Annotated in this window: 25 protein-coding genes and 1 tRNA gene; 13 read left to right on the forward strand and 13 right to left on the reverse strand. The window is 56.2% G+C overall.

Going from position 1 to position 23866, the window contains the following annotated elements; all coding sequences use genetic code 11:
• The first annotated feature begins 79 nt into the window (after positions 1–79).
• Positions 80–727, forward strand: coding sequence for a polysaccharide deacetylase family protein (locus HH216_RS16740; RefSeq protein WP_169551841.1), 648 nt, complete (start codon positions 80–82; stop codon positions 725–727).
• Between the two features lie 34 nt (positions 728–761).
• Complete coding sequence (locus HH216_RS16745) at positions 762–1580, forward strand: TatD family hydrolase (RefSeq protein ID WP_169551842.1); 819 nt, start codon at positions 762–764, stop codon at positions 1578–1580.
• A 39-nt stretch (positions 1581–1619) separates the two neighbouring features.
• On the opposite strand, the gene HH216_RS26080 is transcribed toward HH216_RS16745, so the two are convergent.
• The 10 genes from HH216_RS26080 to HH216_RS26725 are packed head-to-tail and all read right to left on the reverse strand — an operon-like array spanning position 1620 to position 9539.
• Positions 1620–1991 carry a glycosyltransferase gene (locus tag HH216_RS26080; protein ID WP_456300620.1) on the reverse strand — a complete coding sequence of 124 codons (372 nt, stop codon included), beginning with the start codon at positions 1989–1991 and terminating at the stop codon, positions 1620–1622.
• 5 nt (positions 1992–1996) lie between these two features.
• On the reverse strand, positions 1997–2599 hold the full coding sequence (locus tag HH216_RS26085; protein ID WP_254448471.1) for a hypothetical protein: 603 nt from the start codon (positions 2597–2599) through the stop codon (positions 1997–1999).
• A 33-nt stretch (positions 2600–2632) separates the two neighbouring features.
• On the reverse strand, positions 2633–3634 hold the full coding sequence (locus tag HH216_RS16755) for a glycosyltransferase family 9 protein (RefSeq protein ID WP_169551843.1): 1002 nt from the start codon (positions 3632–3634) through the stop codon (positions 2633–2635).
• A gap of 23 nt (positions 3635–3657) precedes the next feature.
• Entirely contained in the window at positions 3658–4629 is a 972-nt protein-coding gene (locus HH216_RS16760; RefSeq protein ID WP_169551844.1) for a glycosyltransferase family 2 protein, read from the reverse strand.
• Positions 4622–6466 (reverse strand): carbamoyltransferase family protein, encoded by a 1845-nt coding sequence (locus tag HH216_RS16765; RefSeq protein ID WP_169551845.1) that lies wholly within the window; start codon positions 6464–6466, stop codon positions 4622–4624. The genes HH216_RS16760 and HH216_RS16765 overlap by 8 nt, the downstream gene beginning before the upstream one ends.
• A 19-nt stretch (positions 6467–6485) precedes the next feature.
• Entirely contained in the window at positions 6486–6857 is a 372-nt protein-coding gene (locus HH216_RS26090; protein ID WP_254448472.1) for a glycosyltransferase family 9 protein, read from the reverse strand.
• Positions 6797–7636, reverse strand: coding sequence for a glycosyltransferase family 9 protein (locus HH216_RS16770; protein ID WP_254448473.1), 840 nt, complete (start codon positions 7634–7636; stop codon positions 6797–6799). Before HH216_RS16770 ends, HH216_RS26090 begins: the two co-directional genes overlap by 61 nt.
• Before the next feature lie 15 nt (positions 7637–7651).
• A complete protein-coding gene (locus HH216_RS16775) occupies positions 7652–8206 on the reverse strand; it encodes a D-glycero-alpha-D-manno-heptose-1,7-bisphosphate 7-phosphatase (RefSeq protein WP_169551846.1) in 555 nt (184 codons plus the stop codon).
• Positions 8203–9309, reverse strand: coding sequence for a glycosyltransferase (locus HH216_RS16780; protein WP_254448474.1), 1107 nt, complete (start codon positions 9307–9309; stop codon positions 8203–8205). The genes HH216_RS16775 and HH216_RS16780 overlap by 4 nt, the downstream gene beginning before the upstream one ends.
• A complete protein-coding gene (locus HH216_RS26725; protein WP_332871411.1) occupies positions 9258–9539 on the reverse strand; it encodes a glycosyltransferase in 282 nt (93 codons plus the stop codon). The genes HH216_RS16780 and HH216_RS26725 overlap by 52 nt, the downstream gene beginning before the upstream one ends.
• Before the next feature lie 445 nt (positions 9540–9984).
• Here HH216_RS26725 and HH216_RS16785 point away from each other — a divergent pair, with 445 nt between their 5' ends.
• Positions 9985–11070 carry an asparaginase gene (locus tag HH216_RS16785; RefSeq protein ID WP_169551847.1) on the forward strand — a complete coding sequence of 362 codons (1086 nt, stop codon included), beginning with the start codon at positions 9985–9987 and terminating at the stop codon, positions 11068–11070.
• A gap of 69 nt (positions 11071–11139) precedes the next feature.
• Positions 11140–11226: transfer RNA gene (locus tag HH216_RS16790), tRNA-Ser, on the forward strand.
• Positions 11227–12577: 1351 nt separating this feature from the next.
• On the opposite strand, the gene HH216_RS16795 is transcribed toward HH216_RS16790, so the two are convergent.
• Entirely contained in the window at positions 12578–12886 is a 309-nt protein-coding gene (locus HH216_RS16795) for a hypothetical protein (protein WP_169551848.1), read from the reverse strand.
• A gap of 285 nt (positions 12887–13171) precedes the next feature.
• On the reverse strand, positions 13172–15352 hold the full coding sequence (locus HH216_RS16800) for a GAF domain-containing sensor histidine kinase (RefSeq protein ID WP_169551849.1): 2181 nt from the start codon (positions 15350–15352) through the stop codon (positions 13172–13174).
• 502 nt (positions 15353–15854) lie between these two features.
• Between HH216_RS16800 and HH216_RS16805 the strand changes: the two genes are divergently transcribed.
• The 8 genes from HH216_RS16805 to eutC all read left to right on the forward strand — a co-directional run bounded on the left by HH216_RS16805 (position 15855) and on the right by eutC (position 20947).
• Entirely contained in the window at positions 15855–16103 is a 249-nt protein-coding gene (locus HH216_RS16805; protein ID WP_169551850.1) for a hypothetical protein, read from the forward strand.
• A 70-nt stretch (positions 16104–16173) separates the two neighbouring features.
• Positions 16174–17556, forward strand: a complete 1383-nt coding sequence (locus tag HH216_RS16810) for an ethanolamine ammonia-lyase subunit EutB (RefSeq protein WP_169551851.1) — start codon at positions 16174–16176, stop codon at positions 17554–17556.
• Positions 17557–17567: 11 nt separating this feature from the next.
• Entirely contained in the window at positions 17568–17903 is a 336-nt protein-coding gene (locus HH216_RS16815) for a DUF4377 domain-containing protein (protein ID WP_169551852.1), read from the forward strand.
• A 130-nt stretch (positions 17904–18033) separates the two neighbouring features.
• Positions 18034–18399, forward strand: coding sequence for a hypothetical protein (locus tag HH216_RS16820; protein WP_169551853.1), 366 nt, complete (start codon positions 18034–18036; stop codon positions 18397–18399).
• A gap of 30 nt (positions 18400–18429) precedes the next feature.
• Positions 18430–18897: a hypothetical protein gene (locus HH216_RS16825; RefSeq protein WP_169551854.1), complete on the forward strand. Its 468-nt coding sequence runs from the start codon at positions 18430–18432 to the stop codon at positions 18895–18897.
• A gap of 151 nt (positions 18898–19048) precedes the next feature.
• On the forward strand, positions 19049–19528 hold the full coding sequence (locus HH216_RS16830; RefSeq protein ID WP_169551855.1) for a hypothetical protein: 480 nt from the start codon (positions 19049–19051) through the stop codon (positions 19526–19528).
• A gap of 216 nt (positions 19529–19744) precedes the next feature.
• A complete protein-coding gene (locus tag HH216_RS16835) occupies positions 19745–20014 on the forward strand; it encodes a nuclear transport factor 2 family protein (RefSeq protein ID WP_254448842.1) in 270 nt (89 codons plus the stop codon).
• A 120-nt stretch (positions 20015–20134) separates the two neighbouring features.
• Complete coding sequence (gene eutC, locus HH216_RS16840; RefSeq protein ID WP_169551857.1) at positions 20135–20947, forward strand: ethanolamine ammonia-lyase subunit EutC; 813 nt, start codon at positions 20135–20137, stop codon at positions 20945–20947.
• Here the strand turns inward: eutC and dprA are convergent.
• The gene (gene dprA, locus HH216_RS16845; RefSeq protein WP_169551858.1) at positions 20880–21992 is read right to left on the reverse strand and encodes a DNA-processing protein DprA; all 1113 of its coding nucleotides are present in this window, start codon (positions 21990–21992) and stop codon (positions 20880–20882) included. The genes eutC and dprA overlap by 68 nt on opposite strands.
• A 350-nt stretch (positions 21993–22342) precedes the next feature.
• Here dprA and HH216_RS16850 point away from each other — a divergent pair, with 350 nt between their 5' ends.
• Positions 22343–23827 (forward strand): PhoX family protein, encoded by a 1485-nt coding sequence (locus HH216_RS16850; RefSeq protein ID WP_169551859.1) that lies wholly within the window; start codon positions 22343–22345, stop codon positions 23825–23827.
• Positions 23828–23866 lie beyond the last annotated feature (39 nt).

Below are 23866 nucleotides of genomic sequence, written 5' to 3' on the forward strand. Positions count from 1 at the left end.
GACAATGCAACAGATTGTACGGTCGCCGTGTATGTGAATCATGAACCTTAACCGTTAAACTGTAAACCTAAAACCAACCATGGGCTTCTTCCTACATAAGTCGAATTTCCTGCTCAGAACGGTCTATCCTGAGTTTTGGTGGAAGGTAGAAGGTGATGCTGAACCGACGATATACCTGACTTTCGACGACGGGCCCATCCCCGACGTGACCGAGTTTGTGCTCGAACAACTCGATCGTCACGCGGCACAGGCCACGTTCTTCTGCATCGGCGATAATGTTCGTAAGCACCGCGATGTACTGTATCAGGTGCTGGAAGCCGGTCATATGGTCGGTAACCATACATACAATCACCTAAACGGCTGGAAGACCGACGATGAGGTCTATCTGGAAAATATACAATCCTGCCAGGATGAACTTGGTATCGAAACGGCCCTGTTTCGTCCGCCATACGGCCGCATTACCAAGGCCCAGGCTGCCGAGGTGATGGAGCACCATTCCATCGTAATGTGGGATGTGCTGACCGGTGATTTCGACCAGACGCTGCCCGCCGACGTATGCCTGAAAAAGACGATTCAGCACACCGAACCCGGTTCAATTGTCGTGTTCCATGACAGCCTGAAAGCGTGGCCGACGATGCGGTACGTACTGCCCCGTATGTTGACCCACTTCGCCCAGCGGGGCTACTCGTTCCGGGCCGTGCCGCAACCGGTCTACGCCGGTTTCTGATGAACCGACGCGCCCGCCCCGGCGTTGCTTCTGCATGACTTACATTGATACGCACGCACACGTCTACGACGAGCAGTTTGCCGCTGACTCGCCCGACGGTGCCGATGTGATTGGCCGCGCTCTGGCTGCCGGGGTTACGCAGATCTGGATGCCCAACTGCGCCCGTGAAACGATCGCCGGTATGATGGCTCTGGCTGAGCAGTACCCCACCGCCTGCCTGCCCATGATGGGGCTGCACCCCGCCTACGTCAACGAAAGCGTCGATGATGAATTAGCTGCCGTAGAGCAGTGGCTGAATAAACACCCGTTTATCGCGGTCGGGGAGATCGGGCTCGATTTCTACTGGGATATGACCCACGTCGACCGGCAGTTTGCGGCCTTCGATACGCAGTTGCGCTGGGCCGCCGACCGGGGTTTGTTCGTATCGATGCATACGCGTTCCGGGCACGACCGCAACGCGTTTACTGAAGCCGTTGACCTCATCGAAAAGCTGGCCCTGCCCGGCCTGACGGGTATTTTCCATTGCTTTGTCGGTACGCTCGATGAAGCCCGTCGGGCCGTCGATATGGGCTTTAAACTGGGCATTGGGGGCGTCAGTACGTTCAAGAATGGCGGACTCGACGCGGTGTTGCCGCATATCGGGCTGGAACATCTGGTGCTGGAAACCGATGCGCCCTACCTCGCGCCGGTGCCGTATCGGGGCAAGCGCAACGAACCGGCGTATATCCCGCTGATCGCCCAGCGTATCGCCGATCTGAAGCAGCTTCCCCTCGCCGAAGTAGCCCGTCAGACCACCGCCAACGCGGCTGCTTTGCTGGGAAACATGGTGTCGACAGGCGTACAGCAGCTGTAGGCAAACGGGGCCAGCGAATGCAATTGACGGCTAACTCATCTAGGTTGACGCATCAGAAAGTGTGGTCACGTTCTGCGTCAGTTCGGCAAAGAGACGGTTCCAGTCGGCTACGAAACGGGGTAGGCTAAAGTGCGCCTGCGCCAATTTTTGGGCGTTCTGCCCCATGCGGGCCGCTTCGTCCGGATGGTCGATCAGAAACTGCATCCGTTCGGCCAGTACGTCGATCTCGTTGGAGACAAATCCATGCACACCGTTCTGAATGACCGTTGGTAGCTCTGTGGTAGCCAGCGCCACAATCGGCATCCCGATGGTCATGGCTTCGATGACGGCCAGCGGCAAACTGCTGTACCGCATGGGGCTGAACAAAAACCGATAGTCGGCTACCGTCCGGTGAAGGTCGCGGTAATGAATTTCGCCTAGGCCCCGATCGCCAGTGCGTCCATGCCGACGCTCGTCAGTGGGACTCGTTGCCGGAGGATTTCGAAGAGGTCATACCCCGCAATCCGGCCCCGGTGCTGCATATTGTTGATCACGCAGATGCCTTCGGGACGTTGGCCGCTGTAGCGTATGGTCGGGTCGATGGCCACGCTATGTTCGATTACGCGGGTAGGGGCCTCGCCGTTATCCCACATGAGCCGGTTGTAATGCGTTACGTGAACCAGCTGCACACGGGGGTTTTCGGCGGCCGGGTGCAGCGTATGGGTCGGGTGCGGCTCCGGCGTGTTGTGCTCCAGATAGATGCCGGGAACTTCCTGCCGCTGAACCTCCGAGAGAATTTCGTACTGATCGATCTGATAGTTTCTGGGGGTCTGAAAGATGATTAGATCCAGCGGCAGGTCTTTCACCTGATCGGCGGGCACCTCCCGCACGTAGCCGGGCAAAGTCGAGTCTTTCCCCCGGCCACTGTAGCCTTCGGAGCCATCCGATTTTGTGGGTACGTACCAGTTATGTTCGGTCTGCGTAATGGCCGTGAGGTAAGCCCCGTGAATGTGCCAGATTAGAATCGATAGTTTTTTCATCGTTGAAGCAAACGGTTTACTCGTTTGAGTAGTCTAGGTCAGGGCATGGTAAAGGCGTAACGCTTCGCTGGCAACGCGCGCCGGAGTCGCATCCGCTTCCCGGATTACGCGGTGCCGCTGCTCGTTTAGCGGGCCCCACTCAGCGGGGTCGGCGGAGGTGAAAATGACAAGGCTCGGTACGTGGCAGGCTACCGCTACGTGCGACACCCCCGTATCGTTGCTGACCAGCAGGGCCGATTGCCGCAGGACAGCAGCCAGCGACGTCAGGGTTGTCTGACCGGCCAGATCAATGGCCGGGTGGCGCATGTGCTGCTGGACCGTTTGCGTGATTGTCTGCTCCGGCAGGCTACCCGTCAGGACAACCGCAAAGCCCTGATCGGCCAGCTGATCGGCTACCTCGGCGAAGCTGGCTTCGGGCCACCGTCGCCCGGAAATGCCCCCGGCATGGATGCAGACGTAAGGCCGGTCGAGGGTTTGTAAGGCAGCGGGAAGGGCAACAGGAGTCGCTATTTCCGGGAATTCGAGTTCGTAGCCGGTCGAGTCCAGCCCCAGAAACGTCATCAGCTGAACGTGCCGCTTCACTTCATGCGCCTTCTCGGGATAAGGCAACCACAGCGACGGTTCGCCCATGCGCTCTTCCGGCTTGGTTTGGGGGAAATAGCCCGCAACGGCCCCGGCTCCGAACAAACTCAGCATACCGTTGACGAAGGTGCCGTTGCCCTGCATCTGAATCGCCACGTCCCAGTGGCGGGTTTGCATCTGAGCCAGAAACGCTACCGTCCGAACCGGATCAACCACCTGCTCGGGCAAACCCGGCCAACCGGGAAAATCGATGAATTCGTCGAAATAATCGGGAAACAACTGGACAAACTCAGCCGCCCAGGGCAGGCTCAGGAGGGCAATGTGCGCGTCGGGGAAGGCGTGCCGCAACGCCCGAAACGCGGGCACACTGCACAGTAGATCGCCCAGTTTCAACGCCCGAAACACAACGATGCGCCGGGGCGAATAACCAAGATGGTGCGTTAGTTTATCCATGTCAGAACGGAGTCAGTGAGCCCTTACAGATACCAGACGCGGTGTTTGATGGCTCCGTACAAACGCCAGTAAACCGACAGAAAAGGAGAAACGATGGTCACGAGCCCGTTTTTGGGCAACTCACCGATGGGTTGGTTCGCCTGCCGATAAGCCAGCAAACCAGTGGTCAGCAGCAGCCAGCCAACTCCGCCCGCTCTGACCACTGATTTGTTGCCGGCCACGGCTCCACCAAGGGTCATCAGGGCGCTGGCAACGACTCCGTAATAGGCCGTTACCAAAGCCGGATAGTGCGGAATGCGTGCCCGGAACAGGTTGGGATAGCGTTTGTAGAGCAGTGCGTCGTAGCGGTTTTTTCGTTCGTCGCGCAGGGGGGCGTACCAGCGAGCAGGGCGGAGGGGGTGCACCAGTACGGCCTTCGGGCAGGCGTCGATCGGGATGCCCGCCCGCAGAAACGCGAACTGAAGCGCACTGTCTTCGCGCCAGGCGATGTCGAACGCTTCATCGAACCCACCCACATGCTCCAGGGCGGTGCGCCGACAAAAACAGTTCGCCGTGACAAACTCCGCCGTTTCGAGCAGGGCGGTGGTCCGGTCGTGCGCCGTTGGGCGGTTGGGGAGAGGCATTTCGACCCGGCCCGTAACCACCGAAGCACCGGCATCAAACCGCTTTAGCGCGGCCCGTAGCCAGTCTGGTTGCGGAATACAGTCGTCGTCGGTGAAGGCAATGATCGGGCTTCGGGCGGCTCGCCAGCCCCGGTTTCGGGCAGCCGCTGGCCCGCGCCGTTGCGATTGACCAAGATAGCTCAGTTGTAGCGCCCCCTGCCGAGCTAGGTTGCGAACCAGCGCGGCCGTATCGGCGTCATTGCCATCGTCTACCACCACCACCTCAAACTGATCGGTGGGTAATGTTTGCGACCCTAAAGCCGTCAGGCAGCGTTGTAACAGGTCGGGCCGTTGAAAGGTGGGGATGACAACGCTGATGAGCAGGTTATTCATAAATGGGCAAAAATTCTTTGGACGTCGCTTCACTTTCGCGCGAGAAGGCCGCGCCCGTTTTCACCAGCATAAACGAGCCAATCACCAGCGCATCGAGGGGGGAAGCCCAGAACGACTCGACGGCATCGCGGGGCGAGCAAACCACCGGTTCGCCCTGGGTATTGAACGACGTATTGACCAGTATGGGAATACCCGTCCGGCGCTCAAACGCCTTCAGCAGGGCGTAATAGGGCGGATTTTGCCGGGCATTGACGGTCTGGATGCGGGCCGTACCGTCTGTATGGGTTACGGCGGGAATATCGTCGCGCCGTTCGGGGCGAACCTCGTTTACGAATAGCATGAAAGCGGTCGGTGATCCGGGCGATTGGTGGGCATTGAGGAAATAGCGGTCGGCGGCTTCCTCCAGCACAGCCGGGGCGACGGGGCGGAAGTCCTCGCGATCTTTCAGGTCGTTGAGCCGGGCCTGCATCGAGGCCGGGAACGGGGGAGCCAGGATCGAGCGTGCGCCTAGTGCCCGTGGCCCAAACTCCATTCCCTGCTGAAACCAGCCGATGATATGCCCGTCGGCCAGGTAGGCAGCGACCTCATCGGCCACGTTTGCCAACTGCTGATAAGGCAGCTTCGACCATTGCAAAAACCGCTCGATTTCGTCGTCGGTATAGGCCGGTCCCAGGTAAACGTGTTCCATTTCGTAGGCCCTCTGGTCCGTATTCCGCTGCTGGGCGTCTGCGTACATAGCCGCGCCGAGAGCGGTTCCCGCGTCTCCGGCGGCAGGTTGCACCCAGATGTGCTGGAACGGCCCTTCGTCGCGCAGCCGGGCGTTCATCACGCAGTTGAGCGCCACTCCGCCCGCCATGCACAGAGCCGCGACGCCCGTTTGTTCGTGCAGCCACGAGATAAGGTGCAGCACGGTTTCTTCCAGCACCAGCTGGAGTGAATGAGCAATGTCGAAATGGTCCTGATGAAGTTCGCTGCCTTTGGCGCGGGCGGGGCCAAACCGGGCGACAAAATCGGGCTGCTCAATGGTGTATTGACCGTCATCGCCCAGGTGAATCAGGCTTCGGAAGTAATCGGCGTAAATCGGTTTGCCGAAGGAAGCCAGGGCCATCACTTTGTACTCATCCGACGAGCGCAGAAAGCCCAGATAATGCGTCAGGTCTTCGTACAACAGACCCAGCGAATGCGGGAGGTCTACTTCCCCCAGCAGTGTCAGCTGATTGCCTTCGCCGAGCCAATAGCTAGTAGTGGCTTTTTCGCCCCGCCCGTCGATAACGAGTACGGCGGCTTTAGTGTGCGGGCTGGGCAAAAAGGCGCTGACTGCGTGCGCCAGATGATGATTCACAAACTGCCATTCCCCCTGCGTATCAAGCGTAGCGCCCCGAAACCGCTTCGACAGATGGAGCGGCACGCCATCGACCAGATGGCCGGGTGCGTTTAGAATGGACGATAAAAACAGGCCCTCGTACGGATTTTGCCAGTGTACGGCACCGGTCGACGCTTCGTTCTGCTCCGGCCCGTTGCGGGAATCGCCGGGCCGATGAATGCCTTCGGGTCGTAAGGGAATCTCGATAGTTAGGCTGTCGCGGTGATCGCCCAGTAGAGGCACCGGATCGAACGAATAGGCGATGTGGTCGACATCGGTGAGGGTGATGCCCGCTTTTTTGAGGCAGAAATCAATGGCATTATAGGGCAGCTCCCAGGTCGAGAAGGGAACCGGTCGTTTGCCATGTTTGATGTGCGAAAAGCGTTCCTCTTCGGCGGCTGCCAGCACGACGCCGTCGCGCACCAGCGCAGCTGCCGGGTCGTGAAAAGCGGCATTAATTCCCAGGGTGTACATAACGTTGAGGGTTAAAAAATCAATGGATAGGGGCGGTTGGTTCGTTGCTGACCGTGGACGGTTCGGGTTTCGTCGGGCTACGGTCAGCTACCTCCTGACGCAGGTTTGTTATGGCTTCTACGATTCGGTGCGGTGTGGCCTCCGGGGCAGCGGGTTCGGGAAATCGTTGCAGGAGTACGTTTCGGCTACGCAGATGCCGGGCCACCTCCACATACAAGACTTTGCTGGGCACCATCCAGGGGGTATGCTGCGGATTGGTTTTGGCATAGGCTACCACCACGGGCGTATTCACCGCAGCCGCGATATGAACCGGGCCGGTATTGTTGGAAATCAGCAGCGGGGCCAGGGCAATGAGGCCGCAAAATTCGGGTAAGTCCAGCTGGCCAGCCACGTTGTACGCACCCGTTCCGACCTGTTCCCGAAGCCGCTCCACATAGGCCCACTCCGACCGGCCCCCGTCAGGATTATCTGTAGATTATTGTCCAGAATCAACCGTCGGGCCACTTCGGCGAACTGGTCGGCTGGGTAGCGTCGTTTCTCCTCGCTCACCCCCGCGTGTAGCAGCAGCCAGGGTCGGTTCAGGTCGACACCGGTTTCGATGAGTAACTGGCGGGCGGCTTCGCGGGCACCCGCAGGCAGCGCCAGCGACAGCCGCTCATTCGTTGTGGTGGCCCCGATGGTGCTGACCAGGTCCAGCTGCCGGGTAACCTCGTGGCGGGTAGCCATGAGCACCTCCGGGTCAGGAATCCAGTTGGTCAGCAGCTTGTACGGGTTCTCGCGGCAATAACCCAGCACGCACGGGATCTGGGCCAAATAGCACAGCATCGCCATCGGCAGCGGATTTTGACTTTGGACCGTAAACACGATAGCCGCGTCGAACTGCCGTTGCTGAAGCTGGCTGGCCACGTGAACCAGACTGGACGAATCCGCTGCCTGACTGTCTGATTTAACCCAGGGCACATCGAAGACGATTATGTCGTCGATAGCCGGAATCAGCCGGGCTATGGCTGCACCCGCCGAGGATGTCAGTAAGGTCAGCTGGCAATTCGGGAACGACTCTTTCAGTGCCCCGAAGGCGGGCGTCGTCATGAGCACATCGCCCAGATTGTCGGGGCGGGCGCACAGAATTCGCCACCCGTCGGGCCAGGTTTCTAAGCTTGTCTGGTTCATGGCTGGCTATCGAGTTCAGGAGACAACAAGTTGCCCGGCGGCTTCCAGTAACGAATCTACCTTTATCGTCGGGGTCCGGTATGGGCCGTTGAGCCACTCGGTTTCGTTTCCCCGATCGACCAGAATACTTCGGCAGCCCGCCCGGTTACCCGCTTCCACATCCTGTAAAATATCGCCGATCATCCACGACCCGGCAAGGTCGATATTCAGCTCCAGAGCGGCCCGGTGGAGCATACCGGGCTTAGGCTTTCGACAGTCGCAGGCCAGTGCGTCGGCACCTGTGGTACCCAGCGAATCGTGCGGGCAGTAGTAAAACCCATCGAAGGCGACACCAAACGGGGCGAACAGGTCGGTCAGGCGTTTCCAGACGGCAGACAGGGCGGTTTCGGCAAAGTACCCCCGCGCTACCCCCGACTGATTCGACACCACCACCAGCCGGTACCCCGCCGACTGCATTCGTTGCAGCGCGGGGCCTGCGTCGGGGTAGAGCACGATTTGGTCCGGGTCAACATTGTAGGGAACGTCGACGATCAGCGTGCCGTCTTTATCCAGAAAAACGGCCTTGCTCATAGCTCGTCCTGCATACGCGTTGACGGGGAAAGCTCGGGCAAAACAACCGGCTTACGGCTGGATTCAGACGCGGTCTGGGGCTGATGACCCGTGAAGGGTTGCCCTGTCAGCACCTGTTCGTACAATGTGCTGGTCAGTGTGGCTACGTGCTGCCAGGTATAGTTAGCCTGCACATGCTGAACGGCCTGCTTGCCCAGCAGTGAGCAGAGTGGGGGGTGATACAGCAGCACGGCCAGGATAGCGGCCAGTTCTTTAGGCTGCTTGGGCGGTACCAGAAATCCGGTTTCGTTGTCCAGCACGGTCGATTTGATACCGCCCACCGCCGTGCCAACAACGGGGACACCACAGGCCATAGCTTCGAGGGGCGTAATGCCAAACGGCTCGTACCAGGGCGTCGTGATGAAGACGTCGGCAGCGCTGTAATAATACCGGATATCATCGCGCTCCCGACTGCCGGTAAACAGCACCCAATCGGCAACCCCTTCCTGAACGGCCAGCTGCCGTAATCGACCAATTTCGGGCGTCAGCGTAGCATCGGGCGTACTTGACTCACCGCCCACGATGAGTAGTCGCGCCCGGATACCATACTCCCGATGCAAACAACCCAGTGCCTGAATAACCGTATCGACACCCTTGCGCGGCACCAGACGGCCCAGTTGCAATAGAATGGGTTCGGTTGTGTCCTGGCCAATCAGGAGCCGGGCAAGTGGTTTATCGACGGGGTAAAACTGCTGCGGGTTAAAGCCGTTGGGTATCGTCGCGATACGCAGCGGATTCGCCCGGTACAGCTCCACCAGATCGTCATGGTCCTGCGGGCACAGGGCAACAACAGCGTCGGCCTGTTGGATAATCTGCTGTTCAATCGCTATTCGTTCGGCCGGAAACCGATCGGCTGTTCCCTGACAGCGTTTGCGCACTTCGCCCAACGCATGAAACGTAATCACAAACGGAATCCCCAGCTGCTGCTTGAGCTGGCAGGCTACGTAGCCCGACATAAAGAAGTGGGCGTGAACCAATCGATAAGGCTGGGACTGCTGCTGAAAAAACTGGATCATGCCCTGCGCAAATTCATCCATGTGAGGGAGCAGATCCTCTTTGGCCATCGGTGCCAGGGGCCAGCCTGAATGTGAATCACGCGGATACCTGCCTGCCACTGAACCTGTTGAGGCTGGCTGGGATCGTCCCAGCGCGTAAACACATCAACCTGGTGGCCCAGTCTGGCCAGGCACATTGCCAGTTCGGCGACGGCAATATTTTGACCACCCGCATCAGTACCACCAATGGTTGCCAGCGGAGACGCATGTTCAGAAAGTAAGGCTAGTTTATGGGTCATTAGGGAGAGCTTACTAGACAGTTCGGCTATCCTGCTGCGTCTGGCAGGAGAACCGGTTCTCTGTTTTTCAGCGGGTTAGTTAACTGCTGAACTGGTTCGGTCTGCTTTGGTTGGTATTTGCCCGTCGTCGGGAAAGACATTCAGGTAGAAGTGAGGAAATGGTCAGAAAGCCGGGAAAAGGAGACTGAACCTGTCCATTCTGACAGCGTATGAAGCCGGAATAGCAAACGAAGTTGATGGCTCCGCACCTGACCGTATATACGTTGACGGGTGAATCGGTGGCTGATCCACGCGCATCAGCCTTTTGAGTTGAGGACCAGAACGATGCCTGAGGGTAGGTAGCTTGCCGATGATCGGCCGTGTCGGCGTTATCCGCGTGCTGGTAACCAAATCCTGTTAATCCGCCCGGCGGCACGGCTGTAATCCTTTCCGTAACTTGCGGCCTATGCCGTATAAAACAATCTGCCTGACACCTGCTCAGCCCCGAAAAACGTCATCGTCGACTACACCGCGTTCGGTACTGGTCATCTACACCGGGGGCACCTTCGGGATGGTGTACGACCCCAAAGCCAGCCAGCTGATTCCCTTCGATTTTGAGGACGTGCTCGATCGACTGCCCGAACTGAACCGGCTCGACTTCCAGATCAACATCACGATGTTGAGCGAGATCATCGATTCCTCGAACATGACCCCCGCCATATGGGTCGAGCTGGCAAAACTGATCGAAGCCAACTACGCGCTGTACGATAGCTTCGTTATTCTGCACGGCACCGATACGATGTCGTACACGGCATCGGCGCTTAGTTTTATGCTGCTGGGGCTCAACAAGCCGGTGATCCTGACGGGGGCCCAGCTACCCATCGGGGTTGCCCGCTCCGACGCCCGCGAGAACTTTATCACGGCGCTGGAGATTGCAGCCGCGCAGACTGACGGGCAGCCAATCGTGCCGGAAGTGTGCGTGTACTTCAACTCGCTGCTACTGCGCGGCAACCGCTCGACCAAGCAGGAAAGCGTGCAGTTCAATGCGTTTGCGTCGGAAAACTACCCGCACCTCGCCAATGCCGGTGTCAGTATCGATTACAATCGCCCGTTTATCCGGCCGGTGGACCCCAGCCAGTCGCTTACGCTGCAAACAGCCCTCGACCCGAACGTTGCCATTCTGAAACTGTTTCCGGGTATCACACCAGCCGTAGTAGAAGCCATTGTGCTGAATCCGGCCCTGCGGGGAGTGGTGCTGGAAACGTTCGGCGCGGGCAACGCCACCACTGAGAGCTGGTTTCTGAACAGCCTCAAGACCGCGATCGAGCGCGGCCTGACGATCTTCAACGTGTCGCAGTGCGAAGGTGGACGCGTAACGCAGGGGCAATACCAGACCAGCAAGCGTATGGACGAGCTTGGCGTTGTGAGCGGTGCCGATATCACGACCGAAGCGGCCATTACGAAGCTGATGGTTGTGCTGGGGCAGGAGCACGACCCGGCGCGTGTACGGGCGCGGCTTAGTCAGCCAATTAGCGGAGAAATGAGCGTGTAAGCACTTTTTTTGCGGTAGGGGCTTGACAATAGCCGTTCAGACGTGCATCTTTGCAGTCCCAAACCACACAGAGAGCTGCCGGAGTGGTCGAACGGGTCTGATTCGAAATCAGAAGTACTCGCAAGGGTACCGGGGGTTCGAATCCCTCGCTCTCTGCAAAAAAGGTGTAAAAGCCTTTCTTCTTAACTCAAAAAAGCCCGGTACATAGCTGTACCGGGCTTTTTTTTGCCCAATTGGCCCAGTTATGGTCGATTGCTGATACGGTTGATTTGTCGGCACGACTAGTTTCCAAATATATCCTTTACCGTTACATAAATGCTTTCACCTAACAGCATCATTATATCATATCTTATAGCCGTTTAACAAAACGGTGCGTAGCTGTACGAAAGCGTCTGCTCAGCAGCCAGGCAACATATTCATACCCATACATGATAAACTTCTTCTGGAACAGGTTCGAAAGTGCCGAACACTTGAAATCATCAATGTTGACAGGCCTAACTACGTACTATGCGTACATAAATGGGGACTGGAAACTGATAACCAAATCTCGATTCGACCAAATGGTTGGTGACAGATATTTCTATAAACACGAGGCTGCCAGTTCGCCCCACGAATCTATATACAACCGCAGGCGCTAGAGAGCACACAATCTCTGGAAAACCAGGCCTGTAAATTCGTTGCTATCCGTCGATGCCCCCGAAACGACCGCTGCCAGAAAAAACGAGAGTGAGACGCAGCATCGTGTCATTGGCCCTAAACAAGCTGCTTACTGAATCTGAACGATTGGATAGCGAGGCAATTTTGGAACAACAGATATACGTACCCAGCTATCTGTCACCGGAAAGCTTCCCTAACGACTCACCTCACAAAGGTGAAGGCGCTATATTACTTCGTTTTGTACGCTCTACTGAGTTTAGTGAGTGGTATTTAGATGAAACTCAATTTCTAATCCTCGAAGACGAATGACAATCGGCCACGCTCAGGTATTAGATAAAGTTGTCGAAGGCGTGTAGGAACTGACGACAAAGAATCAATAGATAGCTGAATTGCAGTACACGGTTGGCGCGCTTTTGGGAAAGTCTGAGGGCGTCACTATTCCCCAACTTTCTGATGAAGAGACCACGTTTGAAACCATGTTCTGTCAGTATCGTCAACTCGCGCTGGGTAACCAGCCGTATATGGCACTGCCGAAGCATAGTTCTCAGCGGCTCGTCGCTAGTGAAGTCAGTGGTACTCTGTTAGCCGGATGGCTAATTGGGATTAAAAAGGGTAGTTGATTCAGGTGATTCGAATCCCTTTCTCTCTGCAAAAAAAAGGTGCATAAAAAACTAATTTTCAGTTTTTTATGCACCTTTTTCATTGCTGATAAGTAGCCTGAATATTGTTCTTGGCTGCGACGCGTCGTGTAAGTTGCCTGATTGAAGTTCAGTAATCAGACAATTTACACGACGCCGTTCGGCGGTAATCAATCGTGCTCATAACCAGCGCCTTGCGAAACGGTAGGTCACTAGGCCATAAAATTTGGCCAGTAGGCCAGCTCTGACCGATGATCGGCCGAAGTCAGTATCGTTTCCTGCTCCGTTGGGATCAGTTCGATACCGCAGGGGGCGGGTACGCCCGAGTCAGCCTGTAGGGAATAAACGAGCCTGATACGGCACCCGAGTGTTTCGGCCTGTTCCAGCATATCGAATAGCCGGGTGATGCCAACCAGATAGAAAGCACTCACCAACACCTGACCGTACGACCAGTCAGACGTTCCCCTGTCTGCGCGCTCTCCCCTCGCCACATATTCCTTATACAATTGAAAGCCGTTCATAGGTTAAAAACAGGTTACGTGTAAATACAAGTTAATCAATTATAGAAAGGGGATATAAAAATACTATTAAAGTGGTACGAAAGTAAAAACCGTGCAAAAAAAATATGTTGAGCCAATTGATAGGGATGGGATCAGCCTGATACACGTGTCTGAAAATAGGGCGTAACGAAACGGCCTGTCAGGTTGCTGTATCTGTTTGACGAGTACACAGCAACCTGACAGGCCGTTTTGGCAACAGAAAATGGCGGTGGTAGCAGCGGGTCTGCGCTAGTACCCGGTCCCGGTCTAGTCCGACAGCGGCATTGGCAAATAGACAGAGAAGACGGCTCCCTGACCGGGTTTGCTTTGGGCCGTGATACTGCCGCCGTGGTTGTCGACCACCCGCTGGCAGATGGCTAGTCCCACGCCCGTACCCACGTATTGCTGCTTTCCGTGCAGCCGTTGAAATACCTGAAAGATTCGTTCGGTGTACTTTTCGTCGAAACCGATACCCTGGTCGGTAACCGTAAGGTGGCAGAATCGCGCGGCCGAACTGGTTGGGCGCAGGTGGGGCGGCAGCTCAGACCGTTTGCAGTAGCGAGCCTGTACGGAAACCACCGGCCGCTGACCGGCGGGCGTGAACTTGAGAGCGTTGGAAAGCAGATTCTGGAGTAGCTGACTAAGCTGCGACTCATCGCCGTTGACGACGGGTAGCTCGCCGATGGTCAGCTGGGCATCGCGTTCGGCAATGGTCAGTTCCAGCGTGCGTAACACCTCGGCTACGATTGTCGACAGCGAAACGGGCTCGAATGCCTGCTGCCGGGTGGCGATGCGGGAAAAGGCCAGCAGATCCCGAATGAGATTCGACATCCGGGCACCAGCCGAGCACATTCTATTCAGGTAATCGCGGCCTTCGTCACCCAGGTTGTCACCGAATCGCTCGTCGAGCAGGGTGCTGAACGATTGAATTTTGCGCAACGGCTCCTGTAGGTCGTGCGACGCGACATAAGCAAACTGCTGTAGGTTTTCGTTCGAGCGGAGCAGGTCCTGATTGACGTACGTAAGTTCCTGCGTACGCTCGCTGACCCGCTGTTCCAGCTCGGTAGCCAGTAGTTTGTAGCTGTTTTCACTGGCGGCAAGTGCCTGCCGATCCCGAAGCTGATCGGTAACGTCGGTGGCCATGACCATTACGCCCGTGATGGTATTGTCAGACTCGCGCCACGGCTGGAAAACGAAGTTGAAATACCGATCCTTCCGTACGCCGTCGTTGCTGATGAAGTAGGCGGGTATATCCTGAAGCTGTAGCGTTACCCCCGTACGGAACACCTGCTGCAACCACCCGACGATGGGCTGGTCGTTTAGCTCGGGCAAGGTCGTCAGCAGCGGCTGGCCCAGCGCTTCCCAGCCTAGGCCCCATATGTCGAGCAGGGGCTGGTTGCCCAGTTCAAGAACCAGTGCTTCGCCCTTCAGAATACAAATCGGTGATAGCGACTGCTCGACTACGTTCCGGAAACGGGCTTCGCTTTCCTCCAGCTGCTGGCGGGCCATGACCTGAGCCGTCACGTCGACGGCCATGTTCATGATGGCATAGACTTCGCCGGCCGGGTTACGGAGGGGTTTGTACGTATAGTCGAAGTAGTAGGTGCGCAGTACTCCGCCGACGAGCAAAGTAGCGGGGGCGTTGCGGGCTTCGTAGGATTTGCCGGTTGAAAATACATTATCCAGAATAGCCAGGAAGGATTGTCCGTCCAGTTCCGGCAACGCAGCGATCAGGGGCTTGCCGATGACTGACCGATCCTTACCCCAATAGGTCAGCATGGGGGTGTTGGCGAGTTCGACGCGAAACTCCTGACCCACGTACAGACTGGTGGCTACGGGTGCTTCATCGATCAGGCTGCGAAATTTAAGTTCGCTCGTTGCCAGGGCCTGTTGCGTCTGCTGTTGCAGGCGGATTTCGGCCTGTATCTGCGCTTCGCGCAGCATCAGATCGTGGTTGGCTCTGCGCAGTTCGAGTAAGGTCATCACCTGCCTGGCGAGGGCCTGTAACGCTTGCAGTTGCGAGGGCCTGAGCTGGCGCGGTTCGTTGTCGATTACACACAATGACCCCAGTGCTATGCCTTCCTTGTTCACGATGGGAGCCCCCGCGTAGAAAACGATATTGTGTTCACCGGTCACCAGTGGGTTGTCGCTGAAGCGATCATCCTGCCGGGCGTCCGTCACAATCATCGTTTGGGTGGGCTGCGTGATGGCGTGGGCGCAAAATGAATGCTGAACGGGCGTTTGCGTCAGCGGGAACCCCTGGCGGGATTTGAACCACTGACGGTCCTCGTCGACCAGGGTTATCAACGCGATGGGCATCTGGCAGACTTCGGCGGCCAGTCGGGTAATGTCATCGTACTCCTGCTCGGGTAGCGAATCAAGGACATTGTATTGGTTAAGAGCAGTTAACCGGCCTATTTCGTTGGGTAATTGTAATCGTTCGCTCATTATCGTAGGTCATTCATACAGGGAAACATATAAAGCTAGCGCATGTTTTTTGTTCACGGGCGGGATTGGCTGTCAACCCGGTAGTCGACCGGATCGGGCAGGGGTTACGCCGATGCGAAAGCTGATAATCCGTGCTGTTGGGTTTAACACCGTTGAGCCGCAAACCGCTCTACATCATGATGGATCGGGAGGTTGGGTGTTCTAAATCTATAAACTGTTGGTGTAGCTACACGGTTCAGTGTATACGTCAGAATCGAGAAATGGGGCCTGCATTCTCTGGCAGCCTAAAACACTGCCTTGCCCGGCCTGCGATGCTGTGCATTGATGCTGGCGCACCGACGATCAGCAGCGCTACTATGCCCCCGATCGGGCATGATGGCGGACCGTATTATCAGTTCTTTCTATGACGACTAACCCTAGGCAACAGAAAGACTGTTATTAACGTATATACGTATGTTAGTTAACTCAACGGTAACGGAAAATGGTGGTAAAAGTGGGGAAATTGAAAGGCCCATTTCGTGGCTTTCGGAATCTGGACACTCGGTTCACGTTTGTCGATGGTAGCGTCTGGCGGCAACAGGAGCCCAAGTATTTGTACTTCTACGCCAATATGCCCCGTGCGCGGGTCGTATACGACAATGGGCGGTACGTCCTCGAAGTCGACGGGACCGACGAAACGGTGGAAGTGACCGAAGAACTAGTTCCGCCCCAACCGATGCGCCGTACCCGACGGACCATACGAACAGCGTAAAAAATAGCCCGTTTCATACGGGTAGTGGCCTGAACTGACGTATCTTCGTCGGGACTGAGCCACTGCCCGTATGTCGTTTCGCCACACGGTTCGTCAGCGAACCTACGTTTTTGAAGACCTGAAAACGCTGTTGGCCCGGGCCAGCCCACCCCGGTCGGGCGATGAACTGGCGGGGGTGTCGGCGCAGTCGGCCGAAGAGCGCGTTGCTGCTCAGCTGGCACTGGCCGATCTTCCACTGACCCATTTTCTGTCGGATACCGTTGTCCCCTACGAGCACGACGAAGTCACCCGGCTGATCGTCGACACGCACGACGCATTGGCGTTCGCGCCGGTTCGCCACCTGACCGTCGGCGAGTTGCGCAACTACCTGCTTAGCTACACTACCACGACCGATACGCTGCGGGCATTACACCGGGGGCTGACGCCCGAAATGGTGGCGGCTGTCTCGAAGCTGATGCGTAATCAGGATTTGATTGCCGTCGCCAGCAAATGCGAGATCGTTACGCGGTTTCGTAATACCATCGGGCTGCACGGGCGACTCAGCACCCGGCTCCAGCCCAACCACCCCACCGACGATGCCCGTGGTATTGCCGCCAGTCTGGTCGATGGGCTGCTGTACGGTTCCGGCGACGCGGTTATCGGCATCAACCCCGCCACCGACCACCTGCAAACGACCATCCGGCTGTTGCACCTGCTCGATTCAGTCCGCGAACGTTTCGCCATCCCCACCCAGACCTGCATCCTGAGCCATCTGACTACGACGATTCAGGCCATCGAACAGGGGGCGCCCGTTGATCTGGCGTTTCAGAGTATCGGCGGTACAGAGGGCGTCAATACGTCGTTTGGGGTAAATCTGGTACTACTCCGCGAAGGGTTCGACGCGACCCGGTCGCTGAACCGGGGTACGCTGGGCCAAAACGTAATGTATTTTGAAACAGGGCAGGGGAGTGCGCTGTCGGCCAATGCCCACCACGGTGTCGATCAGCAGACCGTCGAAGCGCGGGCCTATGCCGTTGCGCGGGCGTTCGACCCGCTACTTGTCAATTCGGTCGTCGGGTTTATTGGCCCAGAATATCTCTACGACGGCAAGCAGATTATCCGGGCGGGGCTGGAAGACCATTTCTGCGGGAAACTGCTGGGCCTGCCGATGGGCGTCGACATCTGCTACACCAACCACGCCGAAGCCGATCAGGACGATATGGATACGCTGCTGACGGTGCTTGGTGCGGCCGGGGTAACGTTTATCATGGGTATCCCCGGTGCCGACGACGTAATGCTGCACTACCAGAGCACCAGCTTCCATGACGCCCTCTACCTCCGGCAACAGCTCAACCGACGCCCGGCTCCGGAATTTGAACAGTGGCTGCTGAACATGGGCATTGTCAATGATGCGTTACAACTCCAGCCGGTTCAAACGGGTCATCGGCTTGTAGCATCTCTATCAACGCTTTAAGTTCACAACCTATGGTCACCGGACGCGTACTCACGTTTGTTTTACTACTGGCGGTAATTGCCTGCGAGAAGCGAGTTGGGCCGGAACCCCCCGTCCGACTAACGTTTCAACTTGATAGTAAACTGGGCGATTGTATCATTCTGGAGCCACGTAAATGCTTTTTGGTCCGCCATAACGACAGCGAACGATGGTTATTTATGTACGAAGGTATCGAGGGATTCTCGTACGAACCTGGCTATCGATATACGGTGGAAGTATGGCGTCAAACGTTGCCCAACGAAGGGTACATGGATGCGCTGCCGTACCGATACTCACTAATCCGGGTAATTGATAAAGTGAAGCAATGAACCCGACTACAGTTGCTATTCGATAGCGGCAATCGGTGGTAGGATTTTACAGCCGGAAACGCTGGTGCCAAACCGATTTCCCTGATTCATCACTGGTTGTAAATAACACAACGTTTGACCGTATAAAAGAATGGCCATTGTGATTGATGACACACTAGACCTTATTTTCCTTCAAAAGGCGTTAACTTTTATTAAATTCTCCTACACCGATTATGATGCTCAGTATTTGGCCGGATCTCCCTCATCAGGAAAATTGCTTGAGCGAGTTAGCAAGGAATTAGAACCCTATTACCAAAAAATCAAACCTGATTATAGACTAGTGTTCGGTTCAATAGAGGATGATAATCAGAGTTTTCAAAACCTAAAAATTCATTTAGCCCACATAAACGATTGGAATATGTTAGATATGGGGACAAAGGCTGAAGTTTTGAGGACACTAGCAACACCTTTTAGTATCTCAAAAGCGACTGTTGAACAACTTTCCAACACTGATTAATATAAAATAACTCAACAAGAGGTCATATTGATGAAATTTAGCTATCCTACCTTTGCTATAGCGTTTCTTCTATCAACTACGAGCATAGTGACCTATGCTTGTGGTTGTGTTAGAAATCCAACATGGACACTTAAAGATGAGCTGAATTCTTCAAGTCTGGCTGTCAAGGGTAAAGTCATTAGCGTGACTGACTACATAGCTCCTGAATTTCCTTGGCCTCAAAAGTTATTCAGGCTTGTTATCAAGAATAAGTACAAATCTCCAGTTAACACACCTGATACGGTATCCATTATCACTGGTCAAGATGGAGCTGACTGTGGATACGCCTTCAAAATCGGTAAAGAATATATTGTATACGCTACTAACTGGGAGCAAAAGGACACTATCAGAAAAGTGATAAAAGAAAGTATACTAGATATGTTTTACACTAGCATTTGTACTTTGACAAAAGAAACAAACCGGAAAGAATTAGTTAGATTAAATCGATTGACTCACTGAATAGGATTCACACCATTTCATTTTAAGGGGCATAATGAGCGGAATAAATATTCTTAACTGATTCACATAACATACGTGTAGTTCTAAAACGCTTCCGGGAAAAACACAGGTAACTGCACAGTCGAATTAATGTAACGTACATAACCAGAAAATGCGCGGCAACTATCTACCATTGGTGTTTTATCTCAGCTTTGCGCTGTCGGGGTATGCTCAAAGTAGCAATGAGGCTGACTCCGTTGCCGCCAAGCCTGTCGTCTACTATGCTGAAAGCTACGATACATTACAGGCAGTGCGTCAACTCTTTGCTGCCAAACGCGACGGTGCCGGGTATGCGGTTAACGTGGGCCTGTTGACCGTCGGCGTGGCGGGCGTGTTTGTGATACCGACTGTGGCGCTCGTTAATCTTGTTAGTGGCCTTGTCGGGACAAAACCTGATCCGGGCAGGATTGCTTCGTTTACGTTACAACTAGCATCCCCCGGCTTGCTGATTACCACCTTCGGACTCGTCAAACGGATTCGCTACAACCGAAAACGGGAGGAAGCCGTTTTACTAGCTTATGAACAGGGGCAACCGTTGCCACCCGCCATACTGCGTTCGCTGACGAAACAGTACCGACGCACACACAGGTGATGGGTCGCCCCGGCGGGCATGAAGCGGCACCGGTTTCTCAAGAAAATCCGATAAACGCTCAACTGCCACCGACCATTGGCCGGGCTGGCTCTGGCGTAGCTTTGACGCATTGCTAACAGATCAAAACGCAATCGTCAGGCCATGCAGGATCAAACCCTTATCCATCAGCTCTATCAGGATTTCAACGCCCGGCACATCGATGCCGTCCTGGCTCATATGCATACCGATGTGGCCTGGCCCAACGGGTGGGAAGGCGGGTATGTGGCGGGTCATGATGAAGTGCGGGCCTATTGGCTTCGTCAGTGGAAACAGATCGACCCGACGGTGGAGCCGCTTGCCTTTGCAGTACGGCCAGACGGTCGGGTTGCAGTTACGGTTCGTCAGCTTATCCGTGATCTGACTGGTCAGGTTATAAGCGATGAGCAACTGAGCCACGTATATCACTTCGAGGATGGAAAGATACGCTCGATGGTGATCGAGCGTTGACCGCGTATCGTCAGTGTAGGCTATCGGGGCATTGACCAGAATCGAGTACCTTTATCCCACACACGCCGTCGCTGCCGAAAATACCCGGCTCGCAGGCGACAGCACTGATAACAGGGAGTGATGAGCGAACCCAGCGAATACCCCGACGGCTCTGATGCCTGGGCGTTTCTGCGTACCCACACAGCCGCCCGTATCGCGCAGGGCCGCGCCGGGAACAGCCTGCCTACCCGCGCCCTGCTCGACTTTCAGCTCGACCACGCCCGCGCCCGCGATGCCGTTCACGCTACGCTCGACACCCGTACGCTCCTTGCCGCTCTCGCCCAAAACAACCTCGACGCGCTCCACCTGACCAGCCGCGCCCCCGACCGAATTACCTACCTCAAACGCCCCGATCTGGGGCGGCAGTTAAGTGATGCGTCGCAGGCGGAGCTGCACCACCGAGATCAGGAAGCAACACTGGTGATTGTTGTTGCCGATGGCCTGTCGGCGACGGCAGTGCAGCAGCACGCCCTGCCGGTGGTGCTGGGGCTGGCGGCCGGGGCCAGAAGCCGGGGGTGGTCGCTGGCACCCGTCTGCGTGGTGGAGCAGGGGCGCGTGGCTATCGGCGATGCCATCGGTAATGCGTTCGGGGCCAGTTTGCTGGTGGTGCTGATTGGTGAACGGCCGGGGCTATCGTCGCCCGACAGCCTGGGCGCGTACCTGACCTACCAGCCCCGCCCCGGCCTGACCGACGAGTCGCGTAACTGCGTGTCGAATATCCGGCCGGAAGGTTTTCCTGCCGAGGCTGCCGTTGGGAAACTGCTGTGGCTGCTCGATCAGATGCACACCCGCCAACTATCCGGTGTGCATCTGAAAGATGAAATGCCTACGTCAGCACTGCCGCAAACGTCTTTCCCGGCTTTGCCCGTACAAACCCCCGAAACTCCAGATTGAGGAGCAGAGCCGCCAGCCGGTTCATCGGGATCTGCGTTTGCCAGCTAAGCTCATCAACGTGCATATCGGTATGTTTCCGCAGCAGGGCCAGTACCTGACTTTCTTCGTTGGTCAGGTCGAGCGGCAGGGGCGGGGGGGTGTGGGTCATTGGCAATACGCCCGCCGATTGCTCCCAGTTCATTGCACTGATCAGGTCGCTGGGGCTCGTGTAAATCTGCGCTTTGTGCTCGCGGATGAGTTTGTTACAACCCGCCGAGAAAGTCTGGCTTAGCTGGCCCGGCACGGCAAATACGTCGCGGTGGTAGTTGTTGGCGTATTCGGCCGTGATGAGCGCGCCCCCTTTCGCGGCTGCTTCGACCACCACGACGGCGTCGCTGATGCCAGCGATGATGCGGTTGCGGGCGGGAAACAGGTGTGGATTGGGTTTGGTCCCCGGCGGACTTTCAGTGAGCAGTCCACCCAGACCAAGCATATCCTGCGCCGTTTTCTGGTGCACATTCGGGTAGATGATATCAAGGCCACTCGCCATTACCCCCACGGTGGGCGCGTTGTGAATCAGGCTGGCGCGGTGGGCGGCAATGTCGATCCCATAGGCCAGTCCGCTGATGATGTTGACACCCAGCGGGGCCAGTGCTTCGACGAGTTCGCCCGTTATTCGTCGCCCGTAGTCTGTCGCCTGTCGCGTGCCAACAACTCCGATTGTGCGATTCGCGTTGAGCGAGCCACCCCCTTGCCAATACAGCAGGGCGGGGGCGTCGTACAGCCCTTTCAGACGGGTGGGGTAGTCGGCGTCGGTGTAAAACAGGGCCGTAGCCCGCATGGCGTCGAGCCGTTTGACGACGGCTTCGGCTTCGCGCTGAACGTCGGCCCGGAGTAAAGCGCGGACCGTAACCTCGCCGATGCCGGGAATACGAAGGAGTCGGGCCGGGGGCGTAGTGAACACACTGGCTGGGGAGCCGCAATAGCTGACGAGCTGCCGAAGCAGGATGCTGCCGACGCCCGGAACAAGCGTCAGCGCAATGGATGAATGAAGGTCGGTGGGCACAGAAACGGTGTTAATGTGCCCAAACTACGAAGTTTTTGGATATAGCCGTGTGGTTGGGGGCTGACCTCACCCCCGGCCCCTCTCCTAAAACAGGAGAGGGGTGCATCTGGCGGCACCGTAGCCTTCGACTATTTTTCTAGCGTCTGCTATGCGACGGGTATAAAACAAAAGATTGTTGGTCGTTTACATCTCCCCTCTCCTGTTTTAGGAGAGGGGCCGGGGGTGAGGTCTCCTGGGGCCGGGGGTGAGGTCGCCCCCCAAATAATAGCAGTCCGGTAATAGTTTGGTTACATTGGGGTAATCTGCAAATTGTTTCTTTGTAGAATCGTTTTAATCTACATTTAACGAACATGCGCGTCTCTATCGCTCTATCATCTACCGTACTGCTTTCCCTCTTTGCGCTGGCAGCCTGCAACACGCCCGACAGCAACAATCCGACTACGCAGCCCACATCGGACATTGTCCTGAAAAATCAGTCGGTAACGCCCGTACTGGCTAAGAAAATGTCGGGCTTCGAGAACCTGGAAATGTACTCGCTCATCAGCAGCGACGACCAACTGGCGCAGTCGCCAAGCTATATCTTCGGTGGTTCGGCCGACGGTGAAGGTATCCTGAAAAATACCGACGGTACTTACACGATGCTCGTCAACAACGAAGACAACTTCGCTGTGTCGCGCCTGACGTTCGACAAAACCTTTAAGCCCGTCAAAGGTGAGTACATCCTCAACTCCGACGGCGCGCAGTGGCGGCTTTGCTCGGCGACGATGGTTACGCCCGAAGAGCACGGCTTTGGCCCTACGTTTCTGACCTGCGGTGAAAGCGGACAGGAGTCGCGTACCCACGCAGTGAACCCACGGGGCGACGTTGGCTCGGCGAGTATGTCGAAAGAAGTGGCCGGTCTGGGTCGGTGGAGCGCGGAAAACGCGGTTCCCCTGCCAAAAACAGCGTTCTCTGGCAAAACGGTGATTGTAATCGGCGACGACGATTCGGATACCTACGGCGGTCAGCTGGCCATGTACGTGTCGGGCACGGTGGGTGATCTGGACAACGGTACGCTCTATATGATGAAGCGCACCGACGGCAACCAGAAAGAAATGGACATGAAAGTCGGGACGAAGTACCCGGTTGAGTTTGCCAAAATCGACAACCATAAGACCCTGACGGGCGCGCAGATCAACGCGAAAGTCAATGATCTGAAAGCACTGAAGTTTGGTCGGGTAGAAGACGTCGATTACGGCAAAGGCAGCGATGCCGCCAACGGTCGGAACGTGTATTTCACCGTAACGGGACAGAATAACACTGGTACGAACGCCGACTATTCGCGCTCGAAATACGGCCGGATCTACAAAGTTACGCTGGACGCCAACGACCCTACGAAAGGTTCGCTGGAGGTGCTGCTCGACGGCGACGATCGCTCGGGTGTAGCCAAAACCTTCCAGGACCCCGACAACATCACGATTACGGAGAACTACGCTTACATTCAGGAAGACCCGAACGGCTACGGCGACGAAACCCACGATGCTTACCTGTATCAATACAACCTGAAAAGCGGTGAGCTGAAGCCAGTGCTGGTGATTGACCACCGCCGGACCGAAACCGACGCGGCTAAATACAACGTCGGTGGTATGTCGAGCAAAGGGTCGTGGGAAATCAGCGGCATGATCGACATCTCGGACGCTATCGGTGTACCCAATACGTTCTCGGTCGGTATGCAGTCGCACACCTGGATCGACGACAAATACAAAGGCGTCGACGGCGGAGCCAAGCGTAATATCAGCGACAATTCTGCCCGTCAGGGTAGCCAGATCGTCATTATCAAGGGCTTACCCCGGTAAAATTTTTTAAACACAGAGTCACAGAGATTTACCACGGCG

Origin of the sequence: Spirosoma rhododendri, from assembly GCF_012849055.1 — a bacterium.
In the GTDB taxonomy this organism is placed as follows: Bacteria; Bacteroidota; Bacteroidia; order Cytophagales; family Spirosomataceae; genus Spirosoma; species Spirosoma rhododendri.

Coding starts and splice junctions, on each gene's coding strand:
- HH216_RS16740 (WP_169551841.1), top strand. CDS start 80: ATGGGCTTCTTCCTACATAAGTCGAATTTCCTGCTCAGAACGGTCTAT.
- HH216_RS16745 (WP_169551842.1), top strand. CDS start 762: ATGACTTACATTGATACGCACGCACACGTCTACGACGAGCAGTTTGCC.
- HH216_RS26085 (WP_254448471.1), bottom strand. CDS start 2,599: ATGAAAAAACTATCGATTCTAATCTGGCACATTCACGGGGCTTACCTC.
- HH216_RS16755 (WP_169551843.1), bottom strand. CDS start 3,634: ATGGATAAACTAACGCACCATCTTGGTTATTCGCCCCGGCGCATCGTT.
- HH216_RS16760 (WP_169551844.1), bottom strand. CDS start 4,629: ATGAATAACCTGCTCATCAGCGTTGTCATCCCCACCTTTCAACGGCCC.
- HH216_RS16765 (WP_169551845.1), bottom strand. CDS start 6,466: ATGTACACCCTGGGAATTAATGCCGCTTTTCACGACCCGGCAGCTGCG.
- HH216_RS16770 (WP_254448473.1), bottom strand. CDS start 7,636: ATGAACCAGACAAGCTTAGAAACCTGGCCCGACGGGTGGCGAATTCTG.
- HH216_RS16775 (WP_169551846.1), bottom strand. CDS start 8,206: ATGAGCAAGGCCGTTTTTCTGGATAAAGACGGCACGCTGATCGTCGAC.
- HH216_RS16780 (WP_254448474.1), bottom strand. CDS start 9,309: ATGGCCAAAGAGGATCTGCTCCCTCACATGGATGAATTTGCGCAGGGC.
- HH216_RS26725 (WP_332871411.1), bottom strand. CDS start 9,539: ATGACCCATAAACTAGCCTTACTTTCTGAACATGCGTCTCCGCTGGCA.
- HH216_RS16785 (WP_169551847.1), top strand. CDS start 9,985: ATGCCGTATAAAACAATCTGCCTGACACCTGCTCAGCCCCGAAAAACG.
- HH216_RS16795 (WP_169551848.1), bottom strand. CDS start 12,886: ATGAACGGCTTTCAATTGTATAAGGAATATGTGGCGAGGGGAGAGCGC.
- HH216_RS16800 (WP_169551849.1), bottom strand. CDS start 15,352: ATGAGCGAACGATTACAATTACCCAACGAAATAGGCCGGTTAACTGCT.
- HH216_RS16810 (WP_169551851.1), top strand. CDS start 16,174: ATGTCGTTTCGCCACACGGTTCGTCAGCGAACCTACGTTTTTGAAGAC.
- HH216_RS16815 (WP_169551852.1), top strand. CDS start 17,568: ATGGTCACCGGACGCGTACTCACGTTTGTTTTACTACTGGCGGTAATT.
- HH216_RS16820 (WP_169551853.1), top strand. CDS start 18,034: ATGGCCATTGTGATTGATGACACACTAGACCTTATTTTCCTTCAAAAG.
- HH216_RS16825 (WP_169551854.1), top strand. CDS start 18,430: ATGAAATTTAGCTATCCTACCTTTGCTATAGCGTTTCTTCTATCAACT.
- HH216_RS16830 (WP_169551855.1), top strand. CDS start 19,049: ATGCGCGGCAACTATCTACCATTGGTGTTTTATCTCAGCTTTGCGCTG.
- HH216_RS16835 (WP_254448842.1), top strand. CDS start 19,745: ATGCATACCGATGTGGCCTGGCCCAACGGGTGGGAAGGCGGGTATGTG.
- eutC (WP_169551857.1), top strand. CDS start 20,135: ATGAGCGAACCCAGCGAATACCCCGACGGCTCTGATGCCTGGGCGTTT.
- HH216_RS16850 (WP_169551859.1), top strand. CDS start 22,343: ATGCGCGTCTCTATCGCTCTATCATCTACCGTACTGCTTTCCCTCTTT.